Annotated in this window: 31 protein-coding genes; 30 read left to right on the plus strand and 1 reads right to left on the minus strand. The window is 68.2% G+C overall.

From position 1 onward, the window contains the following. Positions 1-275 precede the first annotated feature (275 nt). Complete coding sequence (locus B8460_RS02580) at positions 276-1,274, minus strand: C-terminal binding protein (RefSeq protein WP_241771086.1); 999 nt, start codon at positions 1,272-1,274, stop codon at positions 276-278. 274 nt (positions 1,275-1,548) lie between these two features. Here B8460_RS02580 and rplK point away from each other — a divergent pair, with 274 nt between their 5' ends. The 30 genes from rplK to rplO all read left to right on the plus strand — a co-directional run. After that, entirely contained in the window at positions 1,549-1,983 is a 435-nt protein-coding gene (rplK, locus tag B8460_RS02585) for a 50S ribosomal protein L11 (protein WP_048860011.1), read from the plus strand. 3 nt (positions 1,984-1,986) lie between these two features. Beyond that, positions 1,987-2,679 carry a 50S ribosomal protein L1 gene (gene rplA / locus B8460_RS02590; RefSeq protein ID WP_048860012.1) on the plus strand — a complete coding sequence of 231 codons (693 nt, stop codon included), beginning with the start codon at positions 1,987-1,989 and terminating at the stop codon, positions 2,677-2,679. A gap of 310 nt (positions 2,680-2,989) precedes the next feature. Then, a complete protein-coding gene (rplJ, locus tag B8460_RS02595) occupies positions 2,990-3,523 on the plus strand; it encodes a 50S ribosomal protein L10 (protein ID WP_048860013.1) in 534 nt (177 codons plus the stop codon). A gap of 85 nt (positions 3,524-3,608) precedes the next feature. Next, a complete protein-coding gene (rplL, locus tag B8460_RS02600) occupies positions 3,609-3,989 on the plus strand; it encodes a 50S ribosomal protein L7/L12 (protein WP_048860014.1) in 381 nt (126 codons plus the stop codon). 321 nt (positions 3,990-4,310) lie between these two features. Next, positions 4,311-8,483, plus strand: coding sequence for a DNA-directed RNA polymerase subunit beta (gene rpoB, locus B8460_RS02605; RefSeq protein ID WP_048860015.1), 4,173 nt, complete (start codon positions 4,311-4,313; stop codon positions 8,481-8,483). Positions 8,484-8,554: 71 nt separating this feature from the next. Then, complete coding sequence (gene rpoC / locus B8460_RS02610) at positions 8,555-12,718, plus strand: DNA-directed RNA polymerase subunit beta' (RefSeq protein WP_048860016.1); 4,164 nt, start codon at positions 8,555-8,557, stop codon at positions 12,716-12,718. Between the two features lie 860 nt (positions 12,719-13,578). Further along, on the plus strand, positions 13,579-13,950 hold the full coding sequence (gene rpsL / locus B8460_RS02620) for a 30S ribosomal protein S12 (RefSeq protein ID WP_048860018.1): 372 nt from the start codon (positions 13,579-13,581) through the stop codon (positions 13,948-13,950). 12 nt (positions 13,951-13,962) lie between these two features. Continuing rightward, positions 13,963-14,439, plus strand: coding sequence for a 30S ribosomal protein S7 (gene rpsG / locus B8460_RS02625; RefSeq protein ID WP_048860019.1), 477 nt, complete (start codon positions 13,963-13,965; stop codon positions 14,437-14,439). A gap of 11 nt (positions 14,440-14,450) precedes the next feature. Then, on the plus strand, positions 14,451-15,638 hold the full coding sequence (gene tuf / locus B8460_RS02630) for an elongation factor Tu (RefSeq protein WP_048860020.1): 1,188 nt from the start codon (positions 14,451-14,453) through the stop codon (positions 15,636-15,638). 91 nt (positions 15,639-15,729) lie between these two features. Then, a complete protein-coding gene (gene rpsJ / locus B8460_RS02635) occupies positions 15,730-16,038 on the plus strand; it encodes a 30S ribosomal protein S10 (protein WP_048860021.1) in 309 nt (102 codons plus the stop codon). 10 nt (positions 16,039-16,048) lie between these two features. Next, positions 16,049-16,747 (plus strand): 50S ribosomal protein L3, encoded by a 699-nt coding sequence (rplC, locus tag B8460_RS02640; protein ID WP_084623160.1) that lies wholly within the window; start codon positions 16,049-16,051, stop codon positions 16,745-16,747. Positions 16,748-16,758: 11 nt separating this feature from the next. After that, positions 16,759-17,388, plus strand: a complete 630-nt coding sequence (rplD, locus tag B8460_RS02645; RefSeq protein WP_048860022.1) for a 50S ribosomal protein L4 — start codon at positions 16,759-16,761, stop codon at positions 17,386-17,388. A 26-nt stretch (positions 17,389-17,414) separates the two neighbouring features. Continuing rightward, positions 17,415-17,711, plus strand: a complete 297-nt coding sequence (locus B8460_RS02650) for a 50S ribosomal protein L23 (RefSeq protein ID WP_199445521.1) — start codon at positions 17,415-17,417, stop codon at positions 17,709-17,711. Between the two features lie 10 nt (positions 17,712-17,721). Next, positions 17,722-18,555, plus strand: coding sequence for a 50S ribosomal protein L2 (rplB, locus tag B8460_RS02655; protein ID WP_048860024.1), 834 nt, complete (start codon positions 17,722-17,724; stop codon positions 18,553-18,555). A 1-nt stretch (position 18,556) separates the two neighbouring features. Continuing rightward, positions 18,557-18,835 carry a 30S ribosomal protein S19 gene (rpsS, locus tag B8460_RS02660; protein WP_048860025.1) on the plus strand — a complete coding sequence of 93 codons (279 nt, stop codon included), beginning with the start codon at positions 18,557-18,559 and terminating at the stop codon, positions 18,833-18,835. A 4-nt stretch (positions 18,836-18,839) separates the two neighbouring features. Further along, on the plus strand, positions 18,840-19,241 hold the full coding sequence (rplV, locus tag B8460_RS02665) for a 50S ribosomal protein L22 (RefSeq protein ID WP_048860026.1): 402 nt from the start codon (positions 18,840-18,842) through the stop codon (positions 19,239-19,241). A 2-nt stretch (positions 19,242-19,243) separates the two neighbouring features. Then, complete coding sequence (gene rpsC, locus B8460_RS02670) at positions 19,244-19,921, plus strand: 30S ribosomal protein S3 (protein ID WP_048860027.1); 678 nt, start codon at positions 19,244-19,246, stop codon at positions 19,919-19,921. A gap of 12 nt (positions 19,922-19,933) precedes the next feature. After that, entirely contained in the window at positions 19,934-20,350 is a 417-nt protein-coding gene (gene rplP, locus B8460_RS02675; protein WP_048860028.1) for a 50S ribosomal protein L16, read from the plus strand. Beyond that, a complete protein-coding gene (rpmC, locus tag B8460_RS02680) occupies positions 20,350-20,571 on the plus strand; it encodes a 50S ribosomal protein L29 (RefSeq protein WP_048860039.1) in 222 nt (73 codons plus the stop codon). Before rplP ends, rpmC begins: the two co-directional genes overlap by 1 nt. A gap of 12 nt (positions 20,572-20,583) precedes the next feature. Beyond that, the gene (gene rpsQ, locus B8460_RS02685) at positions 20,584-20,901 is read left to right on the plus strand and encodes a 30S ribosomal protein S17 (RefSeq protein WP_048860029.1); all 318 of its coding nucleotides are present in this window, start codon (positions 20,584-20,586) and stop codon (positions 20,899-20,901) included. A 12-nt stretch (positions 20,902-20,913) separates the two neighbouring features. Beyond that, positions 20,914-21,282 (plus strand): 50S ribosomal protein L14, encoded by a 369-nt coding sequence (gene rplN / locus B8460_RS02690; protein ID WP_011631271.1) that lies wholly within the window; start codon positions 20,914-20,916, stop codon positions 21,280-21,282. Then, the gene (gene rplX / locus B8460_RS02695) at positions 21,282-21,602 is read left to right on the plus strand and encodes a 50S ribosomal protein L24 (RefSeq protein ID WP_048860030.1); all 321 of its coding nucleotides are present in this window, start codon (positions 21,282-21,284) and stop codon (positions 21,600-21,602) included. The genes rplN and rplX overlap by 1 nt, the downstream gene beginning before the upstream one ends. A gap of 5 nt (positions 21,603-21,607) precedes the next feature. Next, positions 21,608-22,189 (plus strand): 50S ribosomal protein L5, encoded by a 582-nt coding sequence (gene rplE / locus B8460_RS02700; RefSeq protein ID WP_048860040.1) that lies wholly within the window; start codon positions 21,608-21,610, stop codon positions 22,187-22,189. 92 nt (positions 22,190-22,281) lie between these two features. Further along, positions 22,282-22,587, plus strand: coding sequence for a 30S ribosomal protein S14 (gene rpsN / locus B8460_RS02705; RefSeq protein ID WP_048860031.1), 306 nt, complete (start codon positions 22,282-22,284; stop codon positions 22,585-22,587). Positions 22,588-22,598: 11 nt separating this feature from the next. After that, on the plus strand, positions 22,599-22,997 hold the full coding sequence (gene rpsH, locus B8460_RS02710; protein WP_048860032.1) for a 30S ribosomal protein S8: 399 nt from the start codon (positions 22,599-22,601) through the stop codon (positions 22,995-22,997). Between the two features lie 10 nt (positions 22,998-23,007). Then, complete coding sequence (rplF, locus tag B8460_RS02715; RefSeq protein ID WP_048860033.1) at positions 23,008-23,541, plus strand: 50S ribosomal protein L6; 534 nt, start codon at positions 23,008-23,010, stop codon at positions 23,539-23,541. A gap of 1 nt (position 23,542) precedes the next feature. Next, entirely contained in the window at positions 23,543-23,905 is a 363-nt protein-coding gene (rplR, locus tag B8460_RS02720; RefSeq protein WP_048860034.1) for a 50S ribosomal protein L18, read from the plus strand. Between the two features lie 12 nt (positions 23,906-23,917). Continuing rightward, on the plus strand, positions 23,918-24,514 hold the full coding sequence (gene rpsE, locus B8460_RS02725) for a 30S ribosomal protein S5 (RefSeq protein ID WP_048860035.1): 597 nt from the start codon (positions 23,918-23,920) through the stop codon (positions 24,512-24,514). Further along, positions 24,507-24,692, plus strand: coding sequence for a 50S ribosomal protein L30 (gene rpmD, locus B8460_RS02730; protein WP_048860036.1), 186 nt, complete (start codon positions 24,507-24,509; stop codon positions 24,690-24,692). The genes rpsE and rpmD overlap by 8 nt, the downstream gene beginning before the upstream one ends. Then, positions 24,689-25,123, plus strand: a 435-nt coding sequence (gene rplO / locus B8460_RS02735; RefSeq protein WP_048860037.1) for a 50S ribosomal protein L15, incomplete at its 3' end; no start/stop codon positions are given. The genes rpmD and rplO, both read left to right, overlap by 4 nt.

The following is a 25,123-nucleotide window of genomic DNA, read 5'->3' on the forward strand; positions in this document are numbered from 1 at the left end:
GCGTCGTCGGTCATGCGGGGGTCCGGACGGAGGGGCATCGGATGATGCCACAGCCGGCGGACCGTGCCAGCCAAGAGGGCCCGGCCGGACCGCACCGGAACGGCGTGCGGTCCGGCCGGGGAGGCGGACGGCGGACAGGAACGGCAGCGGCGCGTCGGCGCCGGCGCGGCGCCCTGGGGAGTGGTCGACACCGCCGGAGCAGCGCGTCGTCTGCGTCTTAAGGTTGTATCATAACCAAAGACATTCGCGCAATGGTATTCTGCCGGCCGGTCCGGTTAGTCGTCTTCCGGCGCGATGACGTTCTGGGGCCGGTTGGTCAGCAGCGCCGCGCGCATCGTCTCGGCGGATTTCCGCCGGATGTCGGCCCAGGCCTCCGGGGTGTGGAAGGCGCTGTGCGGCGTGATGATCAGCCGTCCCTCCAGCCACGGGGCATGCGCGCGATAGGCCGCGAGAAGCCGCGGGACCGGGCCGCTGTCCGGCGGCTCGATCGGCAGCACGTCGAGCCCGGCCCCCGCGACATGGCCGTCGCGCAGGGCGTCGTGCAGGGCATCGACGTCGAGGATCGGCCCGCGCGCCGTGTTCACCACCACCGCCCCGCGCGGCAGCCGGGCCAGCGCGGCGCCGTCGATCATCCCGCGCGTCTCGCGCGTCAGCGGCGTGTGGATCGACAGGGTATTGGCCTGTTCCAGCAGCGCCTCCAGGCTGGGCGCGCGGTCGATTCCGAGCGCGAGTTCGGCACCGTTCGGGCGGTAGGGGTCGAAGAAGACGACGCGGTGGCCGAAGGCGCGGGCGCGCAGCGCGACGGCGGTGCCGATCCGGCCGAGCCCGAGTATGGCAAAGGTCTGCGTGCTCGCCCGGCGGATCGCCGGATCCTCGATGACCGACCACGGTGCCGGCGGGTCGCGCCGCTGCGCCGCGTGATGCAGCAGCAGCCCGCGCCGCAGCGCGAGCGCGAGGGCGACCGCATGGTCCGCCACCTCGGTCGTGCCGTAATCGGGCACGTTGCAGACCAGCACCCCGCGCGCGGCGGCGGCCGGACGGTCGATCCGGTCATAGCCCACGCCCATGCGCACGATCGCGCGCAGCCGGGGAAAGCGGGCGAGGTCGGCGGCCGAGACATGATGGCGGAAGATCATCAGCCCGTCGGTCGCGGCGCAGTCGGCGTCGTCCAGTTCGGCCAGGCGGGTGGTCCGGCGCATGACGACGCGGGCGCCGCCGGCGAACACCGCCTGTTCCACGGTGTCGTCCTGATACATCCCCTCGGGGTAGAGCACGGTTGGCTGCATTCTCGGTGGTGTTCCCTCTGCGTTGGCCGGACACTGCGCGGACCGGCCGCCGTCGGCAACGTCGCGGCGCCCGGCGGGCTCCCCGGCTGGGCAGCACAGGCATGCGGCGCCGCGCCCACGTGCCTCTGGACAGGCGGCCGCGCGCCCGCTATCAGCCGCCGCTTCGGAACGCGGGAGGTTCGGGACCGGTCGTGGCATGTCGCCATGGACACGGCGCGGCCGCATGCACCGCGGTCCCGGCGCAACCAGAAGGCCAGGGATCATGGCGAAGAAGATCGTCGGCTACATCAAGCTGCAGATACCGGCCGGCAAGGCCAATCCGTCGCCGCCGGTGGGGCCCGCGCTCGGTCAGCGCGGTCTGAACATCATGCAGTTCGTCAAGGAGTTCAACGCGGCGACCCAGCAGATGGAGCCGGGGATGCCGGTGCCGGTGGTCATCACCGCCTTCGCCGACCGCACCTTCAGCTTCATCACGAAGACGCCGCCGAACACGTATTTCCTGAAGAAGGCCGCCAAGGTCGACAAGGGGAGCTCGACCGTGGGCAAGGGCTCCGCGGTCGGCCGCGTGACGATGAGCCAGCTGCGTGAGATCGCCGCCCAGAAGATGGTCGACATGAACGCCAACGACGTCGACGGCGCCGTGCGCATGCTGGCCGGGTCCGCCCGTTCGATGGGCCTGACCGTGGTGGAGGGCTGAGCCATGGCGAAGAACAAGCGTCTTGCCGCCGCCTATGCCGCCGTGGACGCGAACCGCGCCTATGGGCTGGAGGAGGCGATCCGGCTGGCCAAGGCCAATGCCCGCGCCAAGTTCGACGAGACGATTGAGATGTCGATGAATCTCGGCATCGATCCGCGCCATGCCGACCAGATGGTCCGCGGGCTGATCAGCCTGCCGAACGGTACCGGCAAGACCCTGCGTATCGGCGTGTTCGCCCGCGGCCCCAAGGCCGAGGAGGCGCAGGCCGCCGGGGCCGACGTGGTCGGCGCGGAGGATCTGGCGGAGAAGGTGCAGGCGGGCGACATTCAGTTCGACCGCTGCATCGCGACGCCGGACATGATGGCGCTGGTCGGCCGGCTCGGTAAGATCCTGGGCCCGCGCGGCCTGATGCCGAACCCCAAGCTCGGCACCGTGACCATGGACGTGAAGGGCGCGGTCGCCGCCGCCAAGGCCGGGCAGGTCGAGTTCCGCGCCGAGAAGGCCGGGATCATCCATGCCGGCATCGGCAAGGCCAGCTTCGACGAGGGCAAGCTGCTGGAAAACGCCCGCGCGCTGGCGGACGCCGTGATCAAGGCGAAGCCCACGGGCGCCAAGGGTACCTATGTAAAGGCGGCGGCCGTCAGCTCCTCGATGGGGCCGGGCATCCGTGTCGAGGTCGCGAGCCTGAACGGCTAGACGCGACCGCGCTGAATACGCCGGGTCGGCCGCAGGGCCGGGCCGGCGGGCAGGGGGCTGCGGCCCCCGCACCTGTCCAAGACCGCACGTCCAGCCCGGCCCCGTCGCCGGGCGGCTAAGGGGGTAACCCGCGGGCGGGAGACGGGGGAACCGATACGACCGGGTCGGCGCCGCGCGCGGCGTCCGTCCCGAGCGGCGGTTGTTCTGTTCACGGGCAGGCGAACCGGGCTGCGGCGCCATTTCGGCCGCGGCCTTTGGGCAACCCGGCTCGGCGCGGTCCAAACGCGCCGGGCCATGACGGAGACGGGACGTGGACCGTACGGAGAAGCGCGACTTCGTCGCCTCCCTCGCCGCGGTGTTCGCCGAGACGTCGATGGTGGTCGTCACCCGCAATGACGGGCTGACGGTCGCCGAGGTGACGGATCTGCGGCGACGCATGCGTGCGGCGGGGGCGACCTACAAGGTCGCGAAGAACCGGCTGGCCACCCTGGCTTTGGAGGGGACCCGATTCGACGGCATCAAGCCGATGCTCACGGGTCCGACCGCGCTCGCGTGGTCGGCCGATCCCGTGGCGGTGGCGAAGACGGCCGTCGAGTTCGCCAAGACCAACGAGAGGTTCGTACTGATCGGCGGCGCCCTCGGCGTCCAGACGCTGGATGCGTCGGGAGTCAAGGCGCTCGCCGAACTGCCGAGCCTGGATGCGCTGCGCGCCAAGCTGCTGGGGCTGATCGTTGCCCCGGCCACGCGGATCGCCGGCGTTCTCCAGGCCCCGGCCGGACAGCTCGCGCGGGTCTTCGGGGCCTATGCCAAGGCAGGGGATGGCGAGGCGGCGGACGCCGCCTGACCAGCCGGCCAAGCGCCGGGGCCGCCTGTCGGCGGAATCCGGCTTGAACAGACGCAACCAGGGTATAGATTAAGGACACACGACAATGGCAGATCTGCAGAAGCTGGTGGACGAGCTGTCCAGCCTCACGGTACTCGAGGCTGCCGAGCTCTCGAAGCTGCTGGAAGACAAGTGGGGCGTCTCGGCCGCCGCGCCGGTGGCCGTCGCCGCCGCTGCGCCGACCGCCGCAGCCGCGGCCCCCGCGGCCGAGGAGCAGACGGAATTCACCGTCATCCTCGCGAAGTCCGGTGACAAGAAGATCAACGTCATCAAGGAGATCCGCACCATCACCGGTCTCGGCCTGAAAGAGGCCAAGGACCTGGTGGAGGGTGCGCCCAAGACGGTCAAGGAAGGCGTCAACAAGGACGACGCCGCCAAGATCAAGAAGGTTCTGGAAGAGCAGGGCGCGACTGTCGAGATCAAGTAAGACGGGTCAAGCCGGCGCCCGGCCGGCATCCCTTTCGGGGGGCGGGTCGGGCGTGCGCGGTGTTACCGGGCTGGACCGGGCGGGAGATGCTATTTCTCCCGCCCGTGTCGCCGTTTCCGGGCCGCGTGAGACAGTCGCCTGTCCCTGGGATCATCCAGGGCGGGCGATGCGACGGGTGCCGCCGGGGCCGCCTCGGCCGGCCGGCGTCACGATACGACAGCGTCGGCGCCGGGCCAACCGGTGGCGGCAGACGGGGCGGGCGGGTTTGGTCGCGGGGGCCGATGCGGCGCCCGGGCGTGCGGCGGGACAGCGGAAGTATTCATGAACGCGATCACCAAGTCTTTCACGGGACGCAAGCGGATCCGCAAGAGCTTCGGGCGGATCGGCGAAGTGGCGCCGATGCCGAACCTGATCGATGTGCAGCGGGCGAGCTATGAGGCGTTCCTGCAGATGAACGTGCCGCCCGACAGCCGCACCAACACCGGCCTGCAGGAAGTCTTCAAGTCGGTCTTCCCGATCGACGACTTCTCCGGCCGGGGGCGGCTGGAGTTCGTCTATTACGAGCTGGAAGAGCCGAAATACGACGTCGAGGAATGCATCCAGCGGGGCCTGACCTATGCCGCGCCGCTGAAGGTCATCCTGCGTCTGATCGTCTGGGACCTCGACGAGGAAACCGGCGCCAAGTCGATCCGCGACATCAAGGAACAGCCCGTCTACATGGGCGACATGCCGCTGATGACCGACAACGGCACGTTCATCATCAACGGGACCGAGCGCGTCATCGTCAGCCAGATGCACCGCAGCCCGGGCGTGTTCTTCGACCACGACAAGGGCAAGACGCACAGCAGCGGCAAGTTCCTGTTCGCCGCGCGCGTCATCCCCTATCGCGGCTCGTGGCTCGACTTCGAATTCGACAGCAAGGACATGATCTATGTCCGCATCGACCGGAAGCGGAAGCTGCCGGTGACGACGCTGCTGTACGCGCTCGAGAGCGCGTCCACGGCCGCGCTGCGCGCCGAGCGCGTCGCTGCCGGCGAGGAGCTTGATCCGGGGGAAGTCCGCGGCATGGATGCCGAGGAGATCCTCAACTACTTCTACGGTCAGGTGGTGTTCACCCGCACCGCCAAGGGCTGGGCGCGCCGCTTCGAACCCGAGGCGTTCAAGAACATCGCCCTCGCCGAGCCGCTGGTCGACGCAGACACCGGCGAGGTCGTGGCCGAGGCCGGCACCAAGCTGACGCAGCGCACGGCCCGCAAGATCGCGGAGCGCACCAGCGAGGTGCTGGTCGGCCGTGCCGACCTGCTCGGCCGTTTCGTCGCCGTCGACATGGTCAACGAGGAGACCGGCGAGATTTATGCCGAAGCCGGCGAGGAACTGGCCGAGGCGCGGCTGGCCGCGCTGGAGGCCGCCGGCATCGACCGGCTGCCGACGCTCGCGGTCGACCAGAGCAACGGTCCGTGGCTGCGCAACACGCTGGCGATCGACAAGAACACCAACCGCGACGACGCGCTGCTCGACATCTATCGGGTGATGCGGCCCGGCGAGCCGCCGACCGCGGAGACGGCCGAGGCGCTGTTCCGTGGCCTGTTCTTCGACCCCGACCGCTATGACCTGTCGGCGGTCGGCCGCGTGAAGATGAATATCCGCCTCGGCCTCGATGCGCCCGATACCGTCCGCACGCTGCGCAAGGAGGACATCCTGCGCACCGTCAAGGCGATGATCGAGCTCAAGGACCAGCGCGGCACCGTCGACGACATCGACAATCTCGGCAACCGGCGGGTGCGCTCGGTCGGCGAGCTGATGGAGAACCAGTACCGCGTCGGCCTGCTACGCATGGAGCGGGCGATCCGCGAGCGCATGGGCTCGGTCGATATCGACACGGTGATGCCGCACGACCTGATCAACGCCAAGCCGGCGGCGGCGGCGGTGCGGGAGTTCTTCGGCTCCTCGCAGCTGTCGCAGTTCATGGACCAGACCAACCCGCTGTCGGAAGTGACGCATAAGCGCCGCCTGTCGGCGCTCGGTCCGGGCGGCCTGACCCGCGAGCGCGCCGGCTTCGAGGTGCGCGACGTGCACCCGACGCATTACGGCCGTATCTGCCCGATCGAGACGCCGGAAGGTCCGAATATCGGCCTGATCAACAGCCTCGCGACCTATGCCAAGGTGAACAAGTACGGCTTCATCGAGACGCCGTACCGGCTCGTGGAAAACGGGCAGGTGCAGGACGGCTGGAAATACCTCTCCGCCATGGAGGAGGAACGTCTCGTCGTCGCGCAGGCCGACGCCAAGCAGGACGCCGAGGGCCGCTTCACCGACGATCTGGTCTCCGTCCGCCGCCAGGGCGATTTCCGCCTCGTGCGGCCGGAGGACGTGACGGCGATCGACGTCTCGCCCAAGCAGCTCGTCTCGGTCGCGGCGGCGCTGATCCCGTTCCTCGAGAACGACGACGCCAACCGGGCGCTCATGGGCTCGAACATGCAGCGCCAGGCGGTGCCGCTGATCCGTGCCGACGCGCCGCTGGTCGGCACCGGCATGGAGGCGGCCGTCGCCCGCGACTCCGGCGCCACGATCGTCGCGCGCCGCCCCGGCGTCGTCGATCAGATCGACGGCGCGCGTATCGTCGTGCGCGCAACCAACGAGGACGGCACGACGCGCGGCGTGGACATCTATCGCCTGCGCAAGTTCATGCGATCGAACCAGTCCACCTGCATCAACCAGCGTCCGCTGGTGCGCGTGGGCGACCGGGTGTTCGAGGGCGACATCATCGCCGATGGCCCGTCCACGGAGCTGGGCGAGTTGGCGCTCGGCCGCAACGTGCTGGTCGCGTTCATGCCGTGGAACGGCTACAACTTCGAGGACTCGATCCTGATTTCCGAGCGCATCGCGCGCGACGACGTGTTCACGTCCATCCACATCGAAGAGTTCGAGGTGATGGCGCGCGACACCAAGCTCGGTCAGGAGGAGATCACCCGCGACATCCCGAATGTCGGCGAGGAAAGCCTCAAGAATCTCGACGAGGCCGGCATCGTCTATATCGGCGCCGAGGTGAACCCGGGCGACATCCTCGTGGGCAAGGTGACGCCGAAGGGCGAAAGCCCGATGACGCCCGAGGAGAAGCTGCTGCGCGCCATCTTCGGCGAAAAGGCGTCGGACGTGCGCGACACGTCGCTGCGTCTGCCGCCCGGTGTGACCGGCACCGTCGTGGACGTGCGCGTCTTCTCCCGCCGTGGCGTCGACAAGGACGAGCGCGCGATGGCGATCGAGCGCGCGGAGATCGAACGTCTTGCCAAGGACCGCGACGACGAGCGCGCGATCCAGGAACGCAGCTTCCTCAACCGGCTGCGCGAGAAGCTGCTCAACCGCAAGGCGTCCGGCGGCTTCAAGGGCATCAAGTCCGGCACGGTCATCACCGACGAGGTGCTGGCCGAGCATCCGCGCGGTGCGTGGCGCCATATCGGCGTGCAGGACGACGCGGTGATGGCGGAGATCGAGACGCTGAAGCGCGAGTTCGACGCCGCCGTGGGTCGCCTGCAGGCGCGGTTCGACAGCAAGGTCGAGAAGCTGCAGCGGGGCGACGAGCTGCCGCCCGGCGTGATGAAGATGGTCAAGGTCTTCATCGCCGTGAAGCGCAAGCTGCAGCCGGGCGACAAGATGGCCGGCCGTCACGGCAACAAGGGCGTCGTCTCCCGCGTGACGCCGCTCGAGGACATGCCGTTCCTCGAGGACGGCACGCCGGTCGACCTCGTGCTCAACCCGCTCGGCGTGCCGAGCCGGATGAACGTGGGGCAGATTCTGGAGACGCATCTCGGCTGGGCCTGCGCCACGCTGGGGCGGCAGGTCGGCGCGCTCGTGGAGGAATACCGGCGCGGCGGGGCTGAGCGTGACGCGCTGCTCGATCATCTGCGTGACATCTACGGGCCGGAGATCTTCGACCGCGACATCGCCGATCTCGACAACGATCAGCTGATCGAGCTGGCGGAGAACCTGCGCAAGGGCATCCCGATCGCGACGCCCGTTTTCGACGGCGCCCGCATGTCCGATATCGAGGCGATGCTGGTGAAGGCGGGTCTCGATACGTCGGGGCAGGTCACGCTGGTGGACGGCCGCACCGGCGAGCCGTTCGAGCGCAAGGTGACGGTCGGCTACATCTACATGCTGAAGCTGCATCACCTGGTCGACGACAAGATCCATGCCCGTTCGATCGGTCCCTACAGCCTCGTCACCCAGCAGCCGCTGGGCGGCAAGGCGCAGTTCGGCGGTCAGCGCTTCGGCGAGATGGAGGTCTGGGCGCTGGAGGCCTACGGCGCGGCCTACACGCTGCAGGAGATGCTGACCGTGAAGTCCGACGACGTCTCCGGCCGCACCAAGGTCTATGAGGCGATCGTGCGCGAGCAGGACAATTTCGAGGCGGGCATCCCCGAGAGCTTCAACGTCCTCGTGAAGGAATTGAAGTCGCTGGGTCTCAACGTCGATCTGGACAACCGCGCGGCGTGATCGCGTCGTCGTATCTTCCCGCAGCAGAGGCGCGTGGCCGTGGCCGCGCCGCCCGAGGGGGCACCTGAGCCATGAACGAACTGATGAAGATCCTTGGCCAAGCCGGCCAGACGATGACGTTCGATCAGATCAAGATCTCGATGGCGAGCCCGGAGCAGATCCGCTCCTGGTCCTATGGCGAGATCAAGAAGCCCGAGACGATCAACTACCGCACCTTCAAGCCGGAGCGGGACGGGCTGTTCTGCGCGCGCATCTTCGGGCCGATCAAGGACTACGAGTGCCTGTGCGGCAAGTACAAGCGCATGAAGTTCCGCGGCATCATCTGCGAGAAGTGCGGCGTCGAGGTCACCTTGGCCAAGGTGCGGCGCGAGCGGATGGGGCATATCGAGCTTGCCTCGCCAGTCGCGCATATCTGGTTCCTCAAGTCGCTGCCGAGCCGCATCGGCCTGATGTGCGACCTGACGCTCAAGGAGCTGGAGAAGGTCCTGTATTTCGAGAGCTACGTGGTTCTCGAACCGGGTCTGACGGACCTGAAGCTGCATCAGCTGCTGACCGAGGATCAGCTGATGGCCAAGCAGGACGAATTCGGCGAGGACGCGTTCCGGGCCAGCATCGGCGCCGAGGCGATCAAGGTCATCCTCAACCTCATCAAGCTCGATGAGGAAAAGACCCGGCTGCGCGCCGACCTCAAGGAGACCACCAGCGAGGCGAAGCGCAAGAAGCTGGTCAAGCGTCTCAAGCTGATGGAGGCGTTTGCCGAAAGCGGATCGCGGCCGGACTGGATGATCCTCGACGTGGTGCCGGTGATCCCGCCGGAGCTGCGTCCGCTGGTGCCGCTCGACGGCGGGCGGTTCGCGACGTCGGACCTGAATGACCTGTATCGCCGCGTCATCAACCGCAACAACCGGTTGAAGCGGCTGATCGAGCTGCGCGCGCCCGACATCATCGTGCGCAACGAGAAGCGCATGCTGCAGGAGAGCGTGGACGCCCTGTTCGACAACGGGCGCCGCGGCCGCGCGATCACCGGCGCCAACAAGCGTCCGCTGAAGTCGCTGTCGGACATGCTGAAGGGCAAGCAGGGGCGCTTCCGCCAGAACCTGCTGGGCAAGCGCGTCGATTACTCCGGCCGTTCGGTCATCGTCGTAGGGCCGGAGCTGAAGCTGCATCAGTGCGGCCTGCCGAAGAAGATGGCGCTCGAGCTGTTCAAGCCCTTCATCTATGCCAAGCTCGAGAAATACGGCCACGCCACCACCATCAAGGCCGCGAAGCGGATGGTGGAGAAGGAGCGGCCCGAGGTTTGGGACATCCTTGAGGAGGTGATCCGCGAGCATCCGGTGATGCTGAACCGGGCGCCCACGCTGCATCGCCTGGGCATCCAGGCGTTCGAGCCGGTGCTGATCGAGGGCAAGGCAATTCAGTTGCATCCGCTGGTCTGCACCGCCTTCAACGCGGACTTCGACGGCGACCAGATGGCGGTTCACGTGCCGCTGTCGCTGGAGGCGCAGCTCGAGGCGCGCGTGCTGATGATGAGCACGAACAACATCCTCAGCCCCGCCAACGGCAAGCCGATCATCGTGCCGAGCCAGGACATCGTGCTCGGCCTTTACTACCTGTCGCTCGAGCTCCCGGAATTCCGCGCGACTCCGGATGATCAGGCACCGGCGATGGCCGGGATCGGCGAGATCGAGACGGCGCTGTTCGCCGGCGCGGTAAAGCTGCACGACAAGATCCGCGCGCGGTTCGAAACCGTGGACGCACACGGCAATCCGCTGCGTCAGCGTGTCATCACCACGCCCGGCCGGATGCTGATCGCGCAGATCCTGCCAAAACATCCGGCGGTGCCGTTCTCGCTGATCAACAAGCAGCTGACGAAGAAGAACGTCTCCGACGTGATCGACGCGGTGTACCGTCACTGCGGCCAGAAGGAATGCGTGATCTTCGCCGACCGCCTGATGGGGCTGGGCTTCGGTCAGGCGGCGCGCGCGGGCCTGTCCTTCGGCAAGGACGATCTGATCATCCCGGCGGAGAAGCCGGCGCTGATCGCCCGCACCCAGGCCGAGGCCAAGGAGTTCGAGCAGCAGTACCAGGACGGCCTGATCACCGCCGGCGAGCGGTACAACAAGGTCGTCGACGCATGGTCGCGCTGCACCGACGAAGTCGCCGCCGCGATGATGAAGGAGATCAGCAAGCAGGAGGCGGGCAAGCTCACCAACTCCGTCTGGATGATGTCGCACTCGGGCGCGCGCGGATCGCCGGCGCAGATGCGCCAGCTTGCCGGCATGCGTGGGCTGATGGCGAAGCCGTCGGGCGAGATCATCGAGCAGCCGATCATCGCCAACTTCAAGGAAGGCCTGTCGGTCCTCGAGTACTTCAACTCGACCCACGGCGCCCGCAAGGGCCTTGCGGACACGGCGCTCAAGACCGCCAACTCCGGCTATCTGACGCGCCGGCTTGTCGACGTGGCGCAGGACTGCATCATCGTCGAGGAGGATTGCGGCACCGAGCGCGGGCTGACGGTGCGCGCGGTGATGGACGGCGGCGAGGTGGTGGCGAGCCTGTCGGAGCGCATCCTGGGCCGTACCGTGGCCGAGGATGTGATCGACCCCGCCACCAACGCGGTGATGGTTCCGCGCAACACGTTGATCGAGGAAGCGGAAGCCGAGCGCATCGAGCGCGCCGGCATCGAGACGCTGCGCATCCGCTCCGTGCTGACCTGCGAAAGCCCCGTCGGGGTCTGCGGCCGCTGCTATGGCCGCGATCTGGCACGCGGCACGCCGGTCAATATCGGCGAGGCGGTGGGCGTGATCGCGGCGCAGTCGATCGGCGAGCCGGGCACGCAGCTGACCATGCGCACCTTCCATATCGGCGGCGCCGCCCAGCGTGGCGCGGAGCAGTCGAGCGTGGAGGCGAGCCATGATGGTCTCGTTTCCATCCGCAACAAGACCGTGGTGCAGAACAGCCAGGGTCTGCCGGTGGTGATGTCGCGCAACTGCGAACTGCTGCTGCTCGACGACCGGCAGCGCGAGCGTGCGCGCTTCCGCGTCCCCTACGGTGCCCGCCTGCTGGTGGACGAGGGGGCCCAGGTGGCGCGCGGTCAGAAACTGGCGGAGTGGGACCCCTACACGCTGCCGATCATCACGGAGCGCGCGGGGCAGGTCGAGTATCTCGACCTGTTGGACGGCGTGACGCTGGTCGAGCGCACCGACGACGTCACCGGTCTCACGTCCAAGGTTGTCGTCGACTATAAGCAGGGGGCAAAGAGCGCCGATCTGCGGCCGCGCCTGCAGCTCAAGGACGAGAAGGGCGAGGTTCTGCGGCTGCCCAACGGCAACGATGCCCGCTACTTCCTGTCGCCTGACTCGATCCTGTCGGTCGAGAACGGAGCCATCGTGGCGGCCGGCGACGTGCTCGCGCGCACCCCGCGCGAGGGCGGCAAGACACGCGACATCACCGGCGGTCTGCCGCGCGTCGCGGAACTGTTCGAGGCGCGGCGGCCCAAGGATCACGCCGTCATTGCCGAGACCGACGGGCGGGTGGAGTTCGGCAAGGATTACAAGGCCAAGCGCCGGGTGATCGTCAAGAACGACGAGACGGGCGAGGAGACCGAATACCTCATCCCGAAGGGCAAGCATGTCTCCGTGCAGGAGGGCGACTTCGTCCGCCGGGGCGACCCGCTCGTCGACGGACCGCGCGTGCCGCACGATATCCTCAAGGTGCTCGGCGTCGAGGCGCTGTCCGACTACCTCGTCAACGAGATCCAGGACGTCTACCGGCTGCAGGGCGTGAAGATCAACGACAAGCACATCGAGGTGATCGTCCGTCAGATGCTGCAGAAGGTGGAGGTGCTCGATCCGGGCGACACCACCTATCTGGCCGGTGAGCAGGTGGATCGGATGGAGTTCGACGTGGTCAACGGCAAGCTGGCGAAGGACGAGCGGCCGGCCATGGCCATGCCGGTGCTGCAGGGCATCACCAAGGCCAGCCTGCAGACGCACAGCTTCATCAGCGCCGCGTCGTTCCAGGAGACGACCCGTGTGCTGACCGAAGCGGCGACGGCGGGCAAGGTCGATACCCTGCTGGGCCTGAAGGAGAACGTGATCGTCGGGCGGTTGATCCCGGCGGGTACGGGCAGCGTGATGAACCGGCTGCGCGCCATCGCCGCCGGACGCGACCAGCGGCTGCTGCGCCAGGGAGACGCCCCGGCGCGCATCGAAGGGGCACACGCGGCCGAATAGCCGTCGGGCCGGCGCCGCTCTCGGCGACGCCGGCCCGATCTGCCCACCGCCCACCGCGCGGTGTCCGTCGGCGGCGACACGGTCGCCCTGTGCGATACGGTTTAGGTCCGCCCACGCCGCGAACCGATGGACCCGTGCATAACATCGCAATCGGCGGCGCCTATCCGCCGAAGCGTCCGCTCGACCTGCCGCAGGTGCCGCCGGGCCTGGACGGGCTGCCCGTCCAGCCGCACGGCGTGGGGCGTGACGACGTCCCGGAGCCGGAGGTCCATCGCATGGCCGCCGCGGCCGAGGGGCGCGTCCGTCCACGACGGCGTCTGACGGCATCGCCAGAACTGGCTGATACACACCGCCGGCGAAGTCGCGTTGCCGAGTCGTGTCCTGCGCGTGCTGGCCCTGGATGCCGTGCTGCACCGGCGTCCTGGGATGGCCACGAAAACGATGCCGGCGGCGCTTCCGTACCGACCTGATGATGGCGCGGCTGGACCGCGCTCTGGCTTCAGCGTTGTAGCGGGCAGCCCAGTCACCCTCGCGGGATTGGCCATGCGTGGGCGCAACGCACCCATACGCCGTCGCGGTTGGCCCGCGCAGCGCTTGACTCGCCCCGGTGCCCCCCGTAAAGACCGCCACCTCGGCCGACGCCACCCTCGCTGGGTGGTCGCTCGCCGTCTCGCAGGCCCCAGAGTACGCGGCACCGCCCCGGTCTTCCGGCGGCTCAGGCCACGTGCAGGACGCAACCCGCCGGATGGGCAATGCCCATGCCGTGCGGGTCGCGCGCATTGGGGCGGGCGGTCGCGGCGGATGAAAAGGCCGGTCAGTTCAAGCGCTCGGTTCGCCGCGCGCCAGAGGGATGAGGGTGCATGCCGACGATCAACCAGTTGATCGCAAAGGGCCGCGAGCCGCAGAAAAGCCGGAACAAGGTGCCGGCCCTGCAGGGCTGCCCGCAGAAGCGCGGCGTCTGCACGCGCGTCTACACGACGACGCCGAAGAAGCCGAACTCCGCGCTCCGCAAGGTCGCGAAGGTGCGCCTGACCAACGGCTACGAGGTCGTGAGCTACATCCCGGGCGAGGGGCATAACCTCCAGGAGCACTCGGTCGTGCTGATCCGCGGCGGCCGCGTGAAGGACCTTCCGGGCGTGCGCTATCACATCCTGCGCGGCGTGCTCGACACGCAGGGTATCGCCAAGCGTCGCCAGCGCCGGTCGCTGTATGGCGCGAAGCGGCCGAAGTAGGGGGCGCGGGCAATGAGCAGACGACGCCGCGCGGTCAAGCGCGAGATCCTGCCGGACGCGCAGTTCGGCGACACCGTGCTGACGCGCTTCATGAACGCGCTGATGTACGACGGCAAGAAGAGCGCCGCCGAGGGCATCGTGTATGGTGCGCTCGACGTGCTGAAGAAGCGCGGCGGCAGCCACGCCGATCCGATCCGCCTCTTTCACGAGGCGCTGGACAACGTGAAGCCGGCGGTCGAAGTCCGCTCGCGCCGCGTCGGTGGCGCGACGTACCAGGTCCCGGTCGAGGTGCGGACCGAGCGTCGGCAGGCGCTGGCGATCCGCTGGATCATCGACGCGGCGCGCAAGCGCGGCGAGCACACGATGCAGGACCGGCTGTCGAATGAGCTGCTGGACGCGGTGAACAACCGTGGCTCGGCGGTGAAGAAGCGCGAGGACACCCACCGGATGGCCGAGGCGAACAAGGCCTTCAGCCACTATCGCTGGTAACGGAGAAGACCATGGCCAAGGCGAAATTCGAGCGGAACAAGCCGCACTGCAACATCGGCACGATCGGCCATGTCGACCATGGCAAGACGTCGCTGACGGCCGCCATCACCAAGGTGCTGGCGAAGACCGGTGGTGCGACCTTCACCGCGTATGACCAGATCGACAAGGCGCCGGAAGAGAAGGCGCGCGGCATCACGATCTCGACCGCCCATGTCGAGTACGAGACGAAGAACCGCCACTACGCCCACGTCGATTGCCCCGGCCACGCCGACTACGTGAAGAACATGATCACGGGCGCGGCGCAGATGGACGGCGCGATCCTGGTGGTCTCCGCCGCCGACGGCCCGATGCCGCAGACCCGCGAGCACATCCTGCTCGCGCGTCAGGTCGGCGTGCCGGCGCTGGTGGTGTTCCTCAACAAGATGGACATGGCCGACCCCGAACTGGTCGAGCTGGTCGAGCTGGAAGTGCGCGACCTGCTGAACAGCTATCAGTTCCCGGGCGACGACATCCCGATCATCAAGGGCTCGGCGCTCTGCGCGCTCGAGGACAAGCAGCCGGAAATCGGCGAGCAGGCGATCCTCGAGCTGATGGCGGCGGTGGACAGCTACATCCCGCAGCCGGAGCGCCCGGTCGACCGTCCGTTCCTGATGCCGATCGAGGACGTGTTCTCGATCTCCGGCCGCGGCACCGTGGTGACCGGCCGCGTCGAGCGCGGCGTGGTGAAGGTCGGCGAGGAAGTCGAGATCGTCGGACTGAAGGCAACCGTGAAGACCATTGTCACGGGCGTCGAGATGTTCCGCAAGCTGCTCGACCAGGGCCAGGCCGGCGATAACATCGGCGCGCTGCTGCGCGGCACCAAGCGCGAGGATGTCGAGCGCGGCCAGGTGCTGGCGGCGCCGGGCACGATCACGCCGCACACCAAGTTCAAGGCCGAGGCCTATATCCTCACCAAGGAAGAGGGCGGCCGCCACACGCCGTTCTTCACCAACTACCGGCCGCAGTTCTACTTCCGCACGACCGACGTGACCGGCGTCGTGCAGCTGCCGGAAGGCACCGAGATGGTGATGCCCGGCGACAACGTGTCGATGGACGTGGAGCTGATCGCGCCGATCGCGATGGATGAGGGGCTGCGCTTCGCGATCCGCGAGGGTGGCCGCACGGTGGGTGCGGGCGTCGTCGCCAGCATCACGAAGTAGCTTGACGCACTGGCGAGCCCGGCCTGCTCCTCATGCGAGGCAGGCCGGGTTTGTTTTCTCTCGGGTTTAGGGGCGGCTTGGTCGTACGACGATGGACAACCAAAATATCCGTATACGCCTCAAGGCGTACGATCACCGGGTGCTGGATAACAGCACCAAGGAGATCGTGAACACTGCCAAGCGCACCGGTGCCCGCGTTCGCGGTCCCATTCCGCTGCCGACGCATATCGAACGTTTCACCGTGAACCGTTCGCCGCATGTCGACAAGAAAAGCCGCGAGCAGTTCGAAATCCGCACCCATCGCCGGCTGCTCGACATTGTCGAACCCACGCCGCAGACGGTGGACGCGCTCATGAAGCTCGACCTCGCCGCCGGCGTGGACGTCGAGATCAAGATCTAAGGGGGCTGGGGTGAGCACGCGCACCGGCTTGCTGGCAAAGAAGCTCGGCATGACCCGCATCTTCCGCGACGACGGCACGCATGTGCCGGTCACGGTGCTGCACGTCGACAGCGTCCAGGTCGTCGCCCAGCGGACCGAGGCGCGTGACGGCTACAACGCCGTGCAGCTCGGCTGGGGCCGCGCCAAGGTGAAGAACGTCACGAAGCCGAACAAGGGCCACTTCGCCGCGGCGAAGGTGGAGCCGAAGGCGAAACTGGCGGAGTTCCGCGTGGCGCCGGACGCGCTGCTGGAGCCCGGCGCGACCCTGTCGGCCGCGCATTTCGTGGCGGGACAGAAGATCGACGTCACCGGCATCAGCAAGGGCAAGGGATTTGCCGGCGCGATGAAGCGCTGGAACTTCGCCGGTCTCGAGGCCTCGCACGGCGTGTCGATCAGCCATCGCAGCCACGGCTCGACGGGCAACCGGCAGGACCCGGGCAAGACCTTCAAGAACAAGAAGATGGCCGGGCATCTCGGGCAGGAGCGCGTGACGACGCTCAATCTCGAGGTGGCGGCGGTCGATGCAGAGCGCGGGCTGATCATGGTGCATGGCGCCATTCCCGGCGCCAAGAGCGGCTGGGTGCTGGTACGCGACGCCATCAAGCGCGCGCGTCATGCCGATGCGCCTTATCCGGCCGCGCTGACCGCCAACGCCGCCGACGCGGGCTGACGGAGCGTGTGATGCAGATCGCGATCAGGACACTCGACAACGCCGAGGCCGGCACCGCCGACCTCCCCGACGAACTTTTCGCCGCGGACCCGCGCGCCGACATCATGGCCCGCGTGGTGCACTGGCAGCTCGCGAAGCGGCGCGCCGGCACCCACAAGGTGAAGGGCATGTCGGAGGTGAGCGGCACGACCAAGAAGCCGTATCGCCAGAAGGGCACCGGCAACGCGCGCCAGGGCAGTCTGCGCGCGCCGCAGTTTCGCACCGGCGGCGTGGTGCACGGCCCGGTCGTGCGCGACCATGGCTACAGCCTGAACAAGAAGGTCCGTCGGCTCGGCCTGATCTCGGCGCTGTCGCAAAAGCAGGCGGAAGGCAAGCTGGTGGTGCTCGACGCCGCCCGCGGCGCCGGCAGGACCCGTGACCTGGCGGCGAAGCTGCGGGCGCTCGGCTGGTCCTCCGCGCTGATCGTCGACCATCAGGTCGACGGGGAGTTCGCGCGGGCGAGCCGCAACCTGCCCCGGATCGACGTCCTGCCGACCGAGGGCGCCAACGTCTACGACATCCTGAACCACGATCTGCTGGTGGTGACCACGGCCGGCGTCGAGGCACTGAAGCAGCGTCTGCTCGACGGAGTGGCGGCATGAACACCACCGCGGCGAAGCGCCCGACCCTGTCGCGCGAAAGCATGTATCAGATCATCCGCAGCCCGGTCGTCACCGAAAAGGCGACGATGCTGACGGAGAAGCATCAGGTGGTGTTCCGCGTGGCGATCGACGCGAGCAAGCCGGAGATCAAGGCGGCGGTCGAGGGGCTGTTCAGCGTCAACGTGACCGCCGTCAACACGGTGGTGCAGAAGGGCAAGACGAAGCGCGTGCGCGGCCGTCCCGGTCGGCGCAGCGACGTGAAGAAAGCGTATGTGACGCTCAAGGAAGGTCAGACGATCGATCTGACCACCGGGCTCTCGTAAGGCGCGGACGATGGCACTGAAGCATTATAACCCGGTCACGCCGAGCCTGCGCGGCACGATCCTCATCGACCGTGCCGACCTGTACAAGGGCAAGCCGGTCAAGGGGCTCACCGAAGGCAAGAACGGCTCCGGCGGGCGCAACAACCACGGGCACGTGACCAGCCGCTTCCGCGGCGGCGGGCACAAGCAGTCCTATCGCGTGGTCGACTTCAAGCGCCGCGCGAAGCCCGACGTTCCGGCGACGGTCGAGCGTCTGGAATACGACCCGAACCGCACGGCCTTCATCGCCCTGATCAAGTATCAGGACGGCGAGCTGGCCTATATCCTCGCGCCGCAGCGGTTGCGCGTGGGCGACATGGTCGTGTCCGGCGCGCGCGCCGATATCAAGCCGGGCAACGCGATGCCGCTGGCGGCGATCCCGGTCGGGACGATCGTCCACAACATCGAGATGAAGGTGGGCGCCGGCGGCAAGATCGCCCGCGCGGCCGGCACCTATGCGCAGCTCGTCGGCAAGGATGCCGGCTACGCGCAGATCAAGCTGATGTCGGGCGAGCTGCGCATGGTCCGTGCCGAGTGCATGGCGACGATCGGCGCGGTGTCGAACCCCGACAACATGAACCAGGCGATCGGCAAGGCCGGGCGTTCGCGCTGGCTCGGCCGTCGCCCGCATAACCGCGGCGTGGTGATGAACCCGGTGGATCACCCGCACGGCGGCGGCGAGGGCCGCACCTCGGGCGGCCGTCACCCGGTCACGCCGTGGGGCAAGCCGACCAAGGGCTACAAGACGCGCGTCAACAAGCGCACCGACAGCCTGATCATCCGCCGCCGCAACAAGGGCAAGTAAGATGGCGCGTTCCGTCTGGAAGGGTCCGTTCGTCGACGGGTATCTGCTGAACAAGGCGGATGCCGCGCGCGCTTCGGGCCGCAATGAGATCATCCGCATCTGGTCGCGCCGTTCGACGATCCTGCCGCAGTTCGTCGGCCTGACCTTCGGCGTCTACAACGGCCACAAGTTCCTGCCCGTGCAGGTGACCGAGAACATGGTCGGCCACAAGTTCGGCGAGTTCTCGCCGACCCGCACGTTCTCGGGGCATGCGGCCGATCGCAAGGCGAAGCGGGGCTGATACGATGAGCAAGCCAAAGCATCCGCGCGGCCTCGCCGATCACGAGGCGCAGGCGATCCTGTCGAACCTGCGCGTCTCGCCGCGCAAGCTCAACGTCGTCGCCGGGCTGATCCGCAACCGCGCGGCCGCCGACGCGGTGGCGCAGCTGACGTTCAGCAAGCGCCGCATCGCGCAGCAGGTCCGCAAGACGCTCGAGAGCGCGATCGCCAACGCGGAGAACAACCATCAGCTCGACGTCGACCGTCTGGTCGTCTCGCGGGCCGAGGTCGGCCGTTCGGTGGTCATGCGTCGTTTCCACGCCCGCGGCCGTGGCCGCGCGGCCCGTGTCGAGAAGTGGTTCAGTCACCTGAAGATCGTCGTCGCCGAGCGTGCGCAGGAAACCGAGTCCGGGCAGGAGGCCGCCTGATCATGGGTCACAAGGTCAATCCCGTCGGATTGCGGCTCGGCATCAACCGGACCTGGGATAGCCGCTGGTTCGCCGGCACCGATTACGCGAAGCTGCTGCACGAGGACCTGCGCCTGCGCGCGCATCTGCGGCGCAAGCTGCAGAACGCCGGTGTCTCGCGCGTGGTGATCGAGCGTCCGGCCAAGAAGCCGCGCGTGACGATCTACGCCGCCCGTCCCGGTGTCGTGATCGGCAAGAAGGGCCAGGACATCGACGTGCTGCGCAAGGACCTCGCCCGCATGGCGAAGGCCGACGTGGCGCTGAACATCGTCGAGATCCGCAAGCCCGAGATCGACGCGCAGCTGGTGGCCGAGAACATCGCGCAGCAGCTCGAGCGTCGCGTCGCCTTCCGCCGGGCGATGAAGCGGGCGGTGCAGTCGGCCATGCGGCTCGGCGCGCAGGGCATCCGCATCAATTGCGGCGGCCGTCTCGGCGGCGCGGAGATCGCGCGCGTCGAGTGGTATCGCGAGGGGCGGGTGCCGCTGCACACGCTGCGCGCGGACATCGATTTCGGCATCGCGACCGCCAAGACCACCTATGGCACCTGCGGCGTCAAGGTGTGGATCTTCAAGGGCGAGATCATGGCCCACGACCCGCTGGCACAGGATCGCCGCGCGGCCGAACAGGCGCCTCAGCGCTAAGGACGACGGACGATGCTCTCTCCGAAACGCACCAAGTACCGCAAGGCCCACAAGGGCCGCATCCACGGCGATGCCAAGGGCGGAACCGCGCTCAACTTCGGCGCCTTCGGCCTGAAGGCGATGGAGCCGGAGCGTATCACGGCGCGCCAGATCGAGGCGTCGCGCCGGGCGATCACCCGCGCGATGAAGCGCGCCGGGCGCGTCTGGATCCGCATCTTCCCGGACGTGCCGGTGAGCCGCAAGCCCGCCGAGGTGCGCATGGGTTCCGGCAAGGGCAGCCCGGAGTTCTGGGTCGCCCGAGTCAAGCCGGGCCGCATCATCTTCGAGATCGACGGCGTCCCGGTCGAGACGGCCCGCGCCGCGCTGACGCTCGGGGCGGCAAAGCTGCCGATCAAGACCAAGTTCATCCAGCGGATCGGGGACGCGTGATGGCCAAGTCGGTTGTCAACAAGGTCGGCGACGTCCGCGCCAAGAGCGACGACCAGCTCAAGGAGCTGGTGCTGGAGCTGCGCCGCGAGCAGTTCAACCTGCGCTTCCAGCGGGCGACCGGCCAGCAGGAAGGCATCGGCCGTATCCGCGAGGCGCGGCGCGAGATCGCGCGGGCCAAGACCGTGATGAGCGAGCGCACGCGCGCCGCCGCCAAAGCCTGAGGAGGGCGAGCGATGCCCAGGCGCGTCCTGACCGGCCGTGTGACCAGCGACAAGATGGACAAGACGGTGACCGTCCTTGTCGATCGTCGCGTGATGCACCCGATCTATAAGAAGTTCATTCGCCGTTCGAAGAAGTACGCGGCGCATGACGAGCACAACATCTGCGCCGTCGGCGACACGGTGCGCATCGTCGAGTGCGCGCCGATGTCCAAGCGCAAGACCTGGACCGTGGTCGAGCGCAACGGCACCGTGCTGAGCGATGCCCCGCGTGACGCGGTGGCCGTGGCCGAGGCCCATCCCGCGCCGCCCGCCCCGGCGCCGACGGTCTGACGGAGGCGAACGATGATCCATCCCGAGACCAATCTCGAAGTCGCCGACAACTCCGGCGCGCGCCGCGTGCAGTGCATCAAGGTGCTCGGCGGGTCGAAGCGGAAGACCGCGTCCGTCGGCGACGTGATCGTCGTCTCCGTCAAGGAGGCGATCCCGCGCGGCAAGGTGAAGAAGGGCGACGTGCACCAGGCGGTGATCGTGCGCACCAGCTTTCCCGTGCGGCGTGCCGACGGCAGCGCCATCCGCTTCGATCGCAACGCCGCGGTGCTCATCAACAAGCAGCAGGAGCCGATCGGCACCCGCATCTTCGGCCCGGTCGTGCGCGAACTGCGCGGGCGGAAGTTCATGAAGATCATCTCGCTCGCGCCAGAGGTGCTGTGATGGCCGCGCGTATCCGACGGGGCGACCGGGTCGAAGTGATCAGCGGCGCGAACAAGGGCCAGCGCGGCGAAGTCACCCGCGTGTTCCCCGACGCGCAGCGGGCGATCGTGCAGGGCGTCAACCGCGTGACCAAGCACACGAAGCCGCGCGGCATGGGTCAGCCGGGCGGGATCGTGCAGGAGGAGGCGGCGATCCATCTGTCGAACCTCGCGCTGATCGATCCCAAGACCGACAAGCGCACGCGGGTATCGTTCCGCGTGCTCGACAACGGCAGCAAGGTGCGGGTCGCGCGGGCGACCGGCAATCTGATCGAAGGCTGATGGCGATGAGCGACACCGAGACTGACGGGACCGAGGCCGTGCTGGTGCGTACGCGCCTGCATGCCCATTACAACGACGTCGTGCGTCCGGCGCTGATCAGCGAGTTCGGGTACAAGAACCCGATGCAGGTGCCGCGGCTGGAAAAGATCGTCATTAACATGGGCGTGGGCGAAGCCGCCGGCGACCAGAAGAAGCTTGATGCGGCCGTCTCCGACCTCGCGATGATCAGCGGCCAGAAGCCGATCAAGACGGTGGCCAAGAAGGCGATCGCCGGGTTCAAGATCCGCAAGGGTCTGCCGATCGGCTGCAAGGTCACGCTGCGCAAGGCGCGGATGTACGAGTTCCTCGACCGTCTGATCACCATCGCCATGCCGCGCGTCCGCGACTTCCGCGGCATCACCGGCAAGGGTTTCGACGGCCGCGGCAACTTCGCCATGGGGATGAAGGAACAGATCGTGTTCCCTGAAATCGTCTACGACAAGGTGGACGCGGTGCGGGGCATGGACATCGTGTTCGTCACGACGGCGCGTACCGATGCCGAGGCGAAGGCGCTGCTGAAGGGTTTCAGCATGCCGTTCGCGAACTGACCCGCCCGCCGGCACCGTCGCGGCGCCGGCGACCGAACAGAGACTGGGGAAGACCGCCGGCCTTGGCCGGTGCGTTCCGGAGGATAGAGCGTATGGCGAAGACGTCTCAGGTGAACCGCAACAAGAAGCGCGAGTCGATGGCCCGTCGCGACCGTGGCAAGCGCGCGGCGCTGAAGTCGGTGGTCATGGACCGCACGCTGTCGGTGGAGGAGCGGTTCGAGGCGACGGTGCGGCTGGCGCAGCTGCCGCGCAACGGCGCGGCCAATCGCGTCCGGCTGCGCTGCGAACTGACCGGCCGCTCGCGCGCCAACTACCGCAAGTTCCGGCTGTGCCGCATCGCGCTTCGTGACCTTGCCAGTGCCGGGCAGATCCCTGGCATGGTCAAGGCGAGCTGGTAGGAGGGCGTACGATGTCCTTGTCCGATCCACTCGGCGACATGCTGACCCGCATCCGCAATGCCCAGCGGTCGCGTCAGACGAGCTGCGTCTCCCCGGCGTCGAAGCTGCGTGCCAACGTGCTCGACGTGCTGAAGCGCGAGGGTTTCATCCGCAGCTTCTCGGCCGAGGAGCTGCGCCCCGGTGTCGCGCAGCTGCGTATCGAGCTGAAGTACAACGACGGCGAACCGGTCATCAAGGAGATCACCCGCGTCTCCAAGCCGGGCCGCCGCGTCTATTCGAAGATCCGCGAACTGCCGCGCGTCTATGCGGGGCTCGGCATCTCCATCCTGTCCACGCCGCGCGGCGTGATGTCGGATGCGGAGGCGCGCGCTGCCAATGTCGGCGGCGAAGTCCTGTGCCGCGTGTTCTGAGGGGGCGGGAATGTCACGCATAGGCAAATACCCGGTTACCGTGCCGGCCGGCGTGCAGGTCGCGCTGGCCGGGCGCACGCTGACGGCGAAGGGCAAGCTCGGCGAGCTGACCCTGGCGCTCACCGACGACGTGGATGCGACGGTCGAGGGCAACAGCGTCGCCATCGCGCCGCGCGGCGGCGAGCGTCGGGCCCGCATGATGTGGGGCACCACGCGCGCCCTGGTCGCCAACATGATTCACGGCGTGTCGGCCGGCTACACGCGCACGCTGGAGATCACGGGAACCGGCTTCCGCGCCTCGGTGCAGGGGCGCAACCTCGTGATGAACCTCGGCTTTTCGCACGACGTGGTGTATGCGGTGCCGGACGGCATCACCATCACGACCCCGCGCCCGACCGCAATCGCGATCGCCGGCACGGACAAGCGTCTGGTCGGTCAGGTCTGCGCCGAAATCCGCGCCTTCCGTCCGCCCGAGCCCTACAAGGGCAAGGGCGTGAAGTTCGAGGGCGAGGCGATCCGGCGCAAGGAAGGCAAGAAGAAGTAGCATGAGCGGGATCAAGGATCTGCGCGAGCGCCGCCAGTCCCGGCTGCGCTTCCAGTTGCGCCAGAAGAGCAGCGGACGGCCGCGGCTGTCGGTGTTCCGGTCGGGCAAGCACATCTATGCCCAGGTGATCGACGATGCGCAGGGTCGCACCGTCGCGGCCGCGTCCACGCTGGACAAGGGCCTGCGCGAGAGCCTGCGGACCGGCGCCGACAAGGCCGCCGCCGCGGCGGTCGGCACGCTGATCGCCGAGCGGGCGAAGGCCGCGGGCATCTCCGCGGTGGTCTTCGACCGCGGGGCCTATCTGTATCACGGCCGCGTCAAGGCGCTGGCCGATGCCGCCCGTGAGGGCGGTCTCGACTTTTGAGGAAGCGGAACGATGGCGCGTGAGGCGAGAGAGGGCGGCCGAGGCCGCGACCGGGACCGGAGCCACGACCGCGACGGTGGCGACGACATCATCGACAAGCTCGTCACCATCAACCGCGTGGCCAAGGTGGTGAAGGGCGGCCGACGCTTCGCCTTCGCCGCCCTGGTCGTGGTCGGCGACCAGAAGGGTCGCGTCGGCTACGGCGCGGGCAAGGCGCGCGAGGTGCCGGAGGCGATCCGCAAGGCGACCGAACGGGCCAAGCGCGCGATGATCCGCGTGCCGATGAAGGAAGGCCGGACCCTGCATCACGACGTGGAGGGGCATTTCGGCGCCGGCTCCGTGGTTCTGCGCTCGGCCTCGGCCGGCACCGGCATCATCGCGGGCGGTCCGATGCGCGCGGTGTTCGAGACGCTGGGCATCGGCGACGTGGTGGCCAAGTCGCTCGGCAGCCGCAACCCGCACAACATGGTGAAGGCGACGTTCGCCGCGCTGCAGAAATGCGCCTCGCCCCGGTCGGTCGCGTCGCGCCGCGGCAAGAAAGTGTCGGACCTGCTCGGCCGCCGCGATGGCGGCCAGGCGGCGGCGCCGGAGGCAGCGGCCGATGCGTAAGATACGGGTGACGCAGGTAGCGTCCGGCAACGGGCGTAAGCCCGGGCAGAAAGAGACGCTCTCCGGGCTCGGTCTGAACCGGATCCGGTCGGTGCGGGTGCTCGAAGACACGCCCGCGATACGCGGCATGGTGCGCAAGGTCGCGCATCTGGTGCAGGTCGAGGAAGTGGCGGAATGAAGCTGAACGAACTGCGCGACAACCCCGGCTCGCGCCTGAAGTCCAAGCGGCTGGGCCGCGGCATCGGCTCCGGCAAGGGCAAGACCTCGGGCAAGGGCGTCAAGGGTCAGAAGGCGCGCGAGGGCGTATCCCTGAACGGATTCGAGGGCGGCCAGCTGCCGATCTACCGCCGGCTGCCGAAGCGGGGGTTCAAGAACCCGTTCCGCAAGGAATACGCGCCGGTCAATCTCGGCGCGCTCGCGCGGGCGATCGAGTCCGGCCGAATCGACGGCAGCCAGCCGATCGACGAGGATGCGCTGCGGCGCGCGGGGCTGGTGCGCGGCGGCAAGGTGGCCGGCGTGCGGCTGCTGGCGCAGGGCGAGATCGGGCGTGCGGTCACCATCAGCGTCTCCGGTGCCTCGGCCGCGGCGGTGGCGGCGGTGCAGGCGGCC

Source organism: Acidisphaera rubrifaciens HS-AP3, assembly GCF_000964365.1.
GTDB lineage: Bacteria > Pseudomonadota > Alphaproteobacteria > Acetobacterales > Acetobacteraceae > Acidisphaera > Acidisphaera rubrifaciens.

Bases quoted from the DNA above. Each gene is read 5' to 3' on its own strand.
- rplK (WP_048860011.1), top strand. From the start codon at position 1,549: ATGGCGAAGAAGATCGTCGGCTACATCAAGCTGCAGATACCGGCCGGC.
- rplA (WP_048860012.1), top strand. From the start codon at position 1,987: ATGGCGAAGAACAAGCGTCTTGCCGCCGCCTATGCCGCCGTGGACGCG.
- rplL (WP_048860014.1), top strand. From the start codon at position 3,609: ATGGCAGATCTGCAGAAGCTGGTGGACGAGCTGTCCAGCCTCACGGTA.
- rpoB (WP_048860015.1), top strand. From the start codon at position 4,311: ATGAACGCGATCACCAAGTCTTTCACGGGACGCAAGCGGATCCGCAAG.
- rpoC (WP_048860016.1), top strand. From the start codon at position 8,555: ATGAACGAACTGATGAAGATCCTTGGCCAAGCCGGCCAGACGATGACG.
- rpsL (WP_048860018.1), top strand. From the start codon at position 13,579: ATGCCGACGATCAACCAGTTGATCGCAAAGGGCCGCGAGCCGCAGAAA.
- rpsG (WP_048860019.1), top strand. From the start codon at position 13,963: ATGAGCAGACGACGCCGCGCGGTCAAGCGCGAGATCCTGCCGGACGCG.
- tuf (WP_048860020.1), top strand. From the start codon at position 14,451: ATGGCCAAGGCGAAATTCGAGCGGAACAAGCCGCACTGCAACATCGGC.
- rpsJ (WP_048860021.1), top strand. From the start codon at position 15,730: ATGGACAACCAAAATATCCGTATACGCCTCAAGGCGTACGATCACCGG.
- rplD (WP_048860022.1), top strand. From the start codon at position 16,759: ATGCAGATCGCGATCAGGACACTCGACAACGCCGAGGCCGGCACCGCC.
- rplB (WP_048860024.1), top strand. From the start codon at position 17,722: ATGGCACTGAAGCATTATAACCCGGTCACGCCGAGCCTGCGCGGCACG.
- rpsS (WP_048860025.1), top strand. From the start codon at position 18,557: ATGGCGCGTTCCGTCTGGAAGGGTCCGTTCGTCGACGGGTATCTGCTG.
- rplV (WP_048860026.1), top strand. From the start codon at position 18,840: ATGAGCAAGCCAAAGCATCCGCGCGGCCTCGCCGATCACGAGGCGCAG.
- rpsC (WP_048860027.1), top strand. From the start codon at position 19,244: ATGGGTCACAAGGTCAATCCCGTCGGATTGCGGCTCGGCATCAACCGG.
- rplP (WP_048860028.1), top strand. From the start codon at position 19,934: ATGCTCTCTCCGAAACGCACCAAGTACCGCAAGGCCCACAAGGGCCGC.
- rpmC (WP_048860039.1), top strand. From the start codon at position 20,350: ATGGCCAAGTCGGTTGTCAACAAGGTCGGCGACGTCCGCGCCAAGAGC.
- rpsQ (WP_048860029.1), top strand. From the start codon at position 20,584: ATGCCCAGGCGCGTCCTGACCGGCCGTGTGACCAGCGACAAGATGGAC.
- rplN (WP_011631271.1), top strand. From the start codon at position 20,914: ATGATCCATCCCGAGACCAATCTCGAAGTCGCCGACAACTCCGGCGCG.
- rplX (WP_048860030.1), top strand. From the start codon at position 21,282: ATGGCCGCGCGTATCCGACGGGGCGACCGGGTCGAAGTGATCAGCGGC.
- rplE (WP_048860040.1), top strand. From the start codon at position 21,608: ATGAGCGACACCGAGACTGACGGGACCGAGGCCGTGCTGGTGCGTACG.
- rpsN (WP_048860031.1), top strand. From the start codon at position 22,282: ATGGCGAAGACGTCTCAGGTGAACCGCAACAAGAAGCGCGAGTCGATG.
- rpsH (WP_048860032.1), top strand. From the start codon at position 22,599: ATGTCCTTGTCCGATCCACTCGGCGACATGCTGACCCGCATCCGCAAT.
- rplF (WP_048860033.1), top strand. From the start codon at position 23,008: ATGTCACGCATAGGCAAATACCCGGTTACCGTGCCGGCCGGCGTGCAG.
- rplR (WP_048860034.1), top strand. From the start codon at position 23,543: ATGAGCGGGATCAAGGATCTGCGCGAGCGCCGCCAGTCCCGGCTGCGC.
- rpsE (WP_048860035.1), top strand. From the start codon at position 23,918: ATGGCGCGTGAGGCGAGAGAGGGCGGCCGAGGCCGCGACCGGGACCGG.
- rpmD (WP_048860036.1), top strand. From the start codon at position 24,507: ATGCGTAAGATACGGGTGACGCAGGTAGCGTCCGGCAACGGGCGTAAG.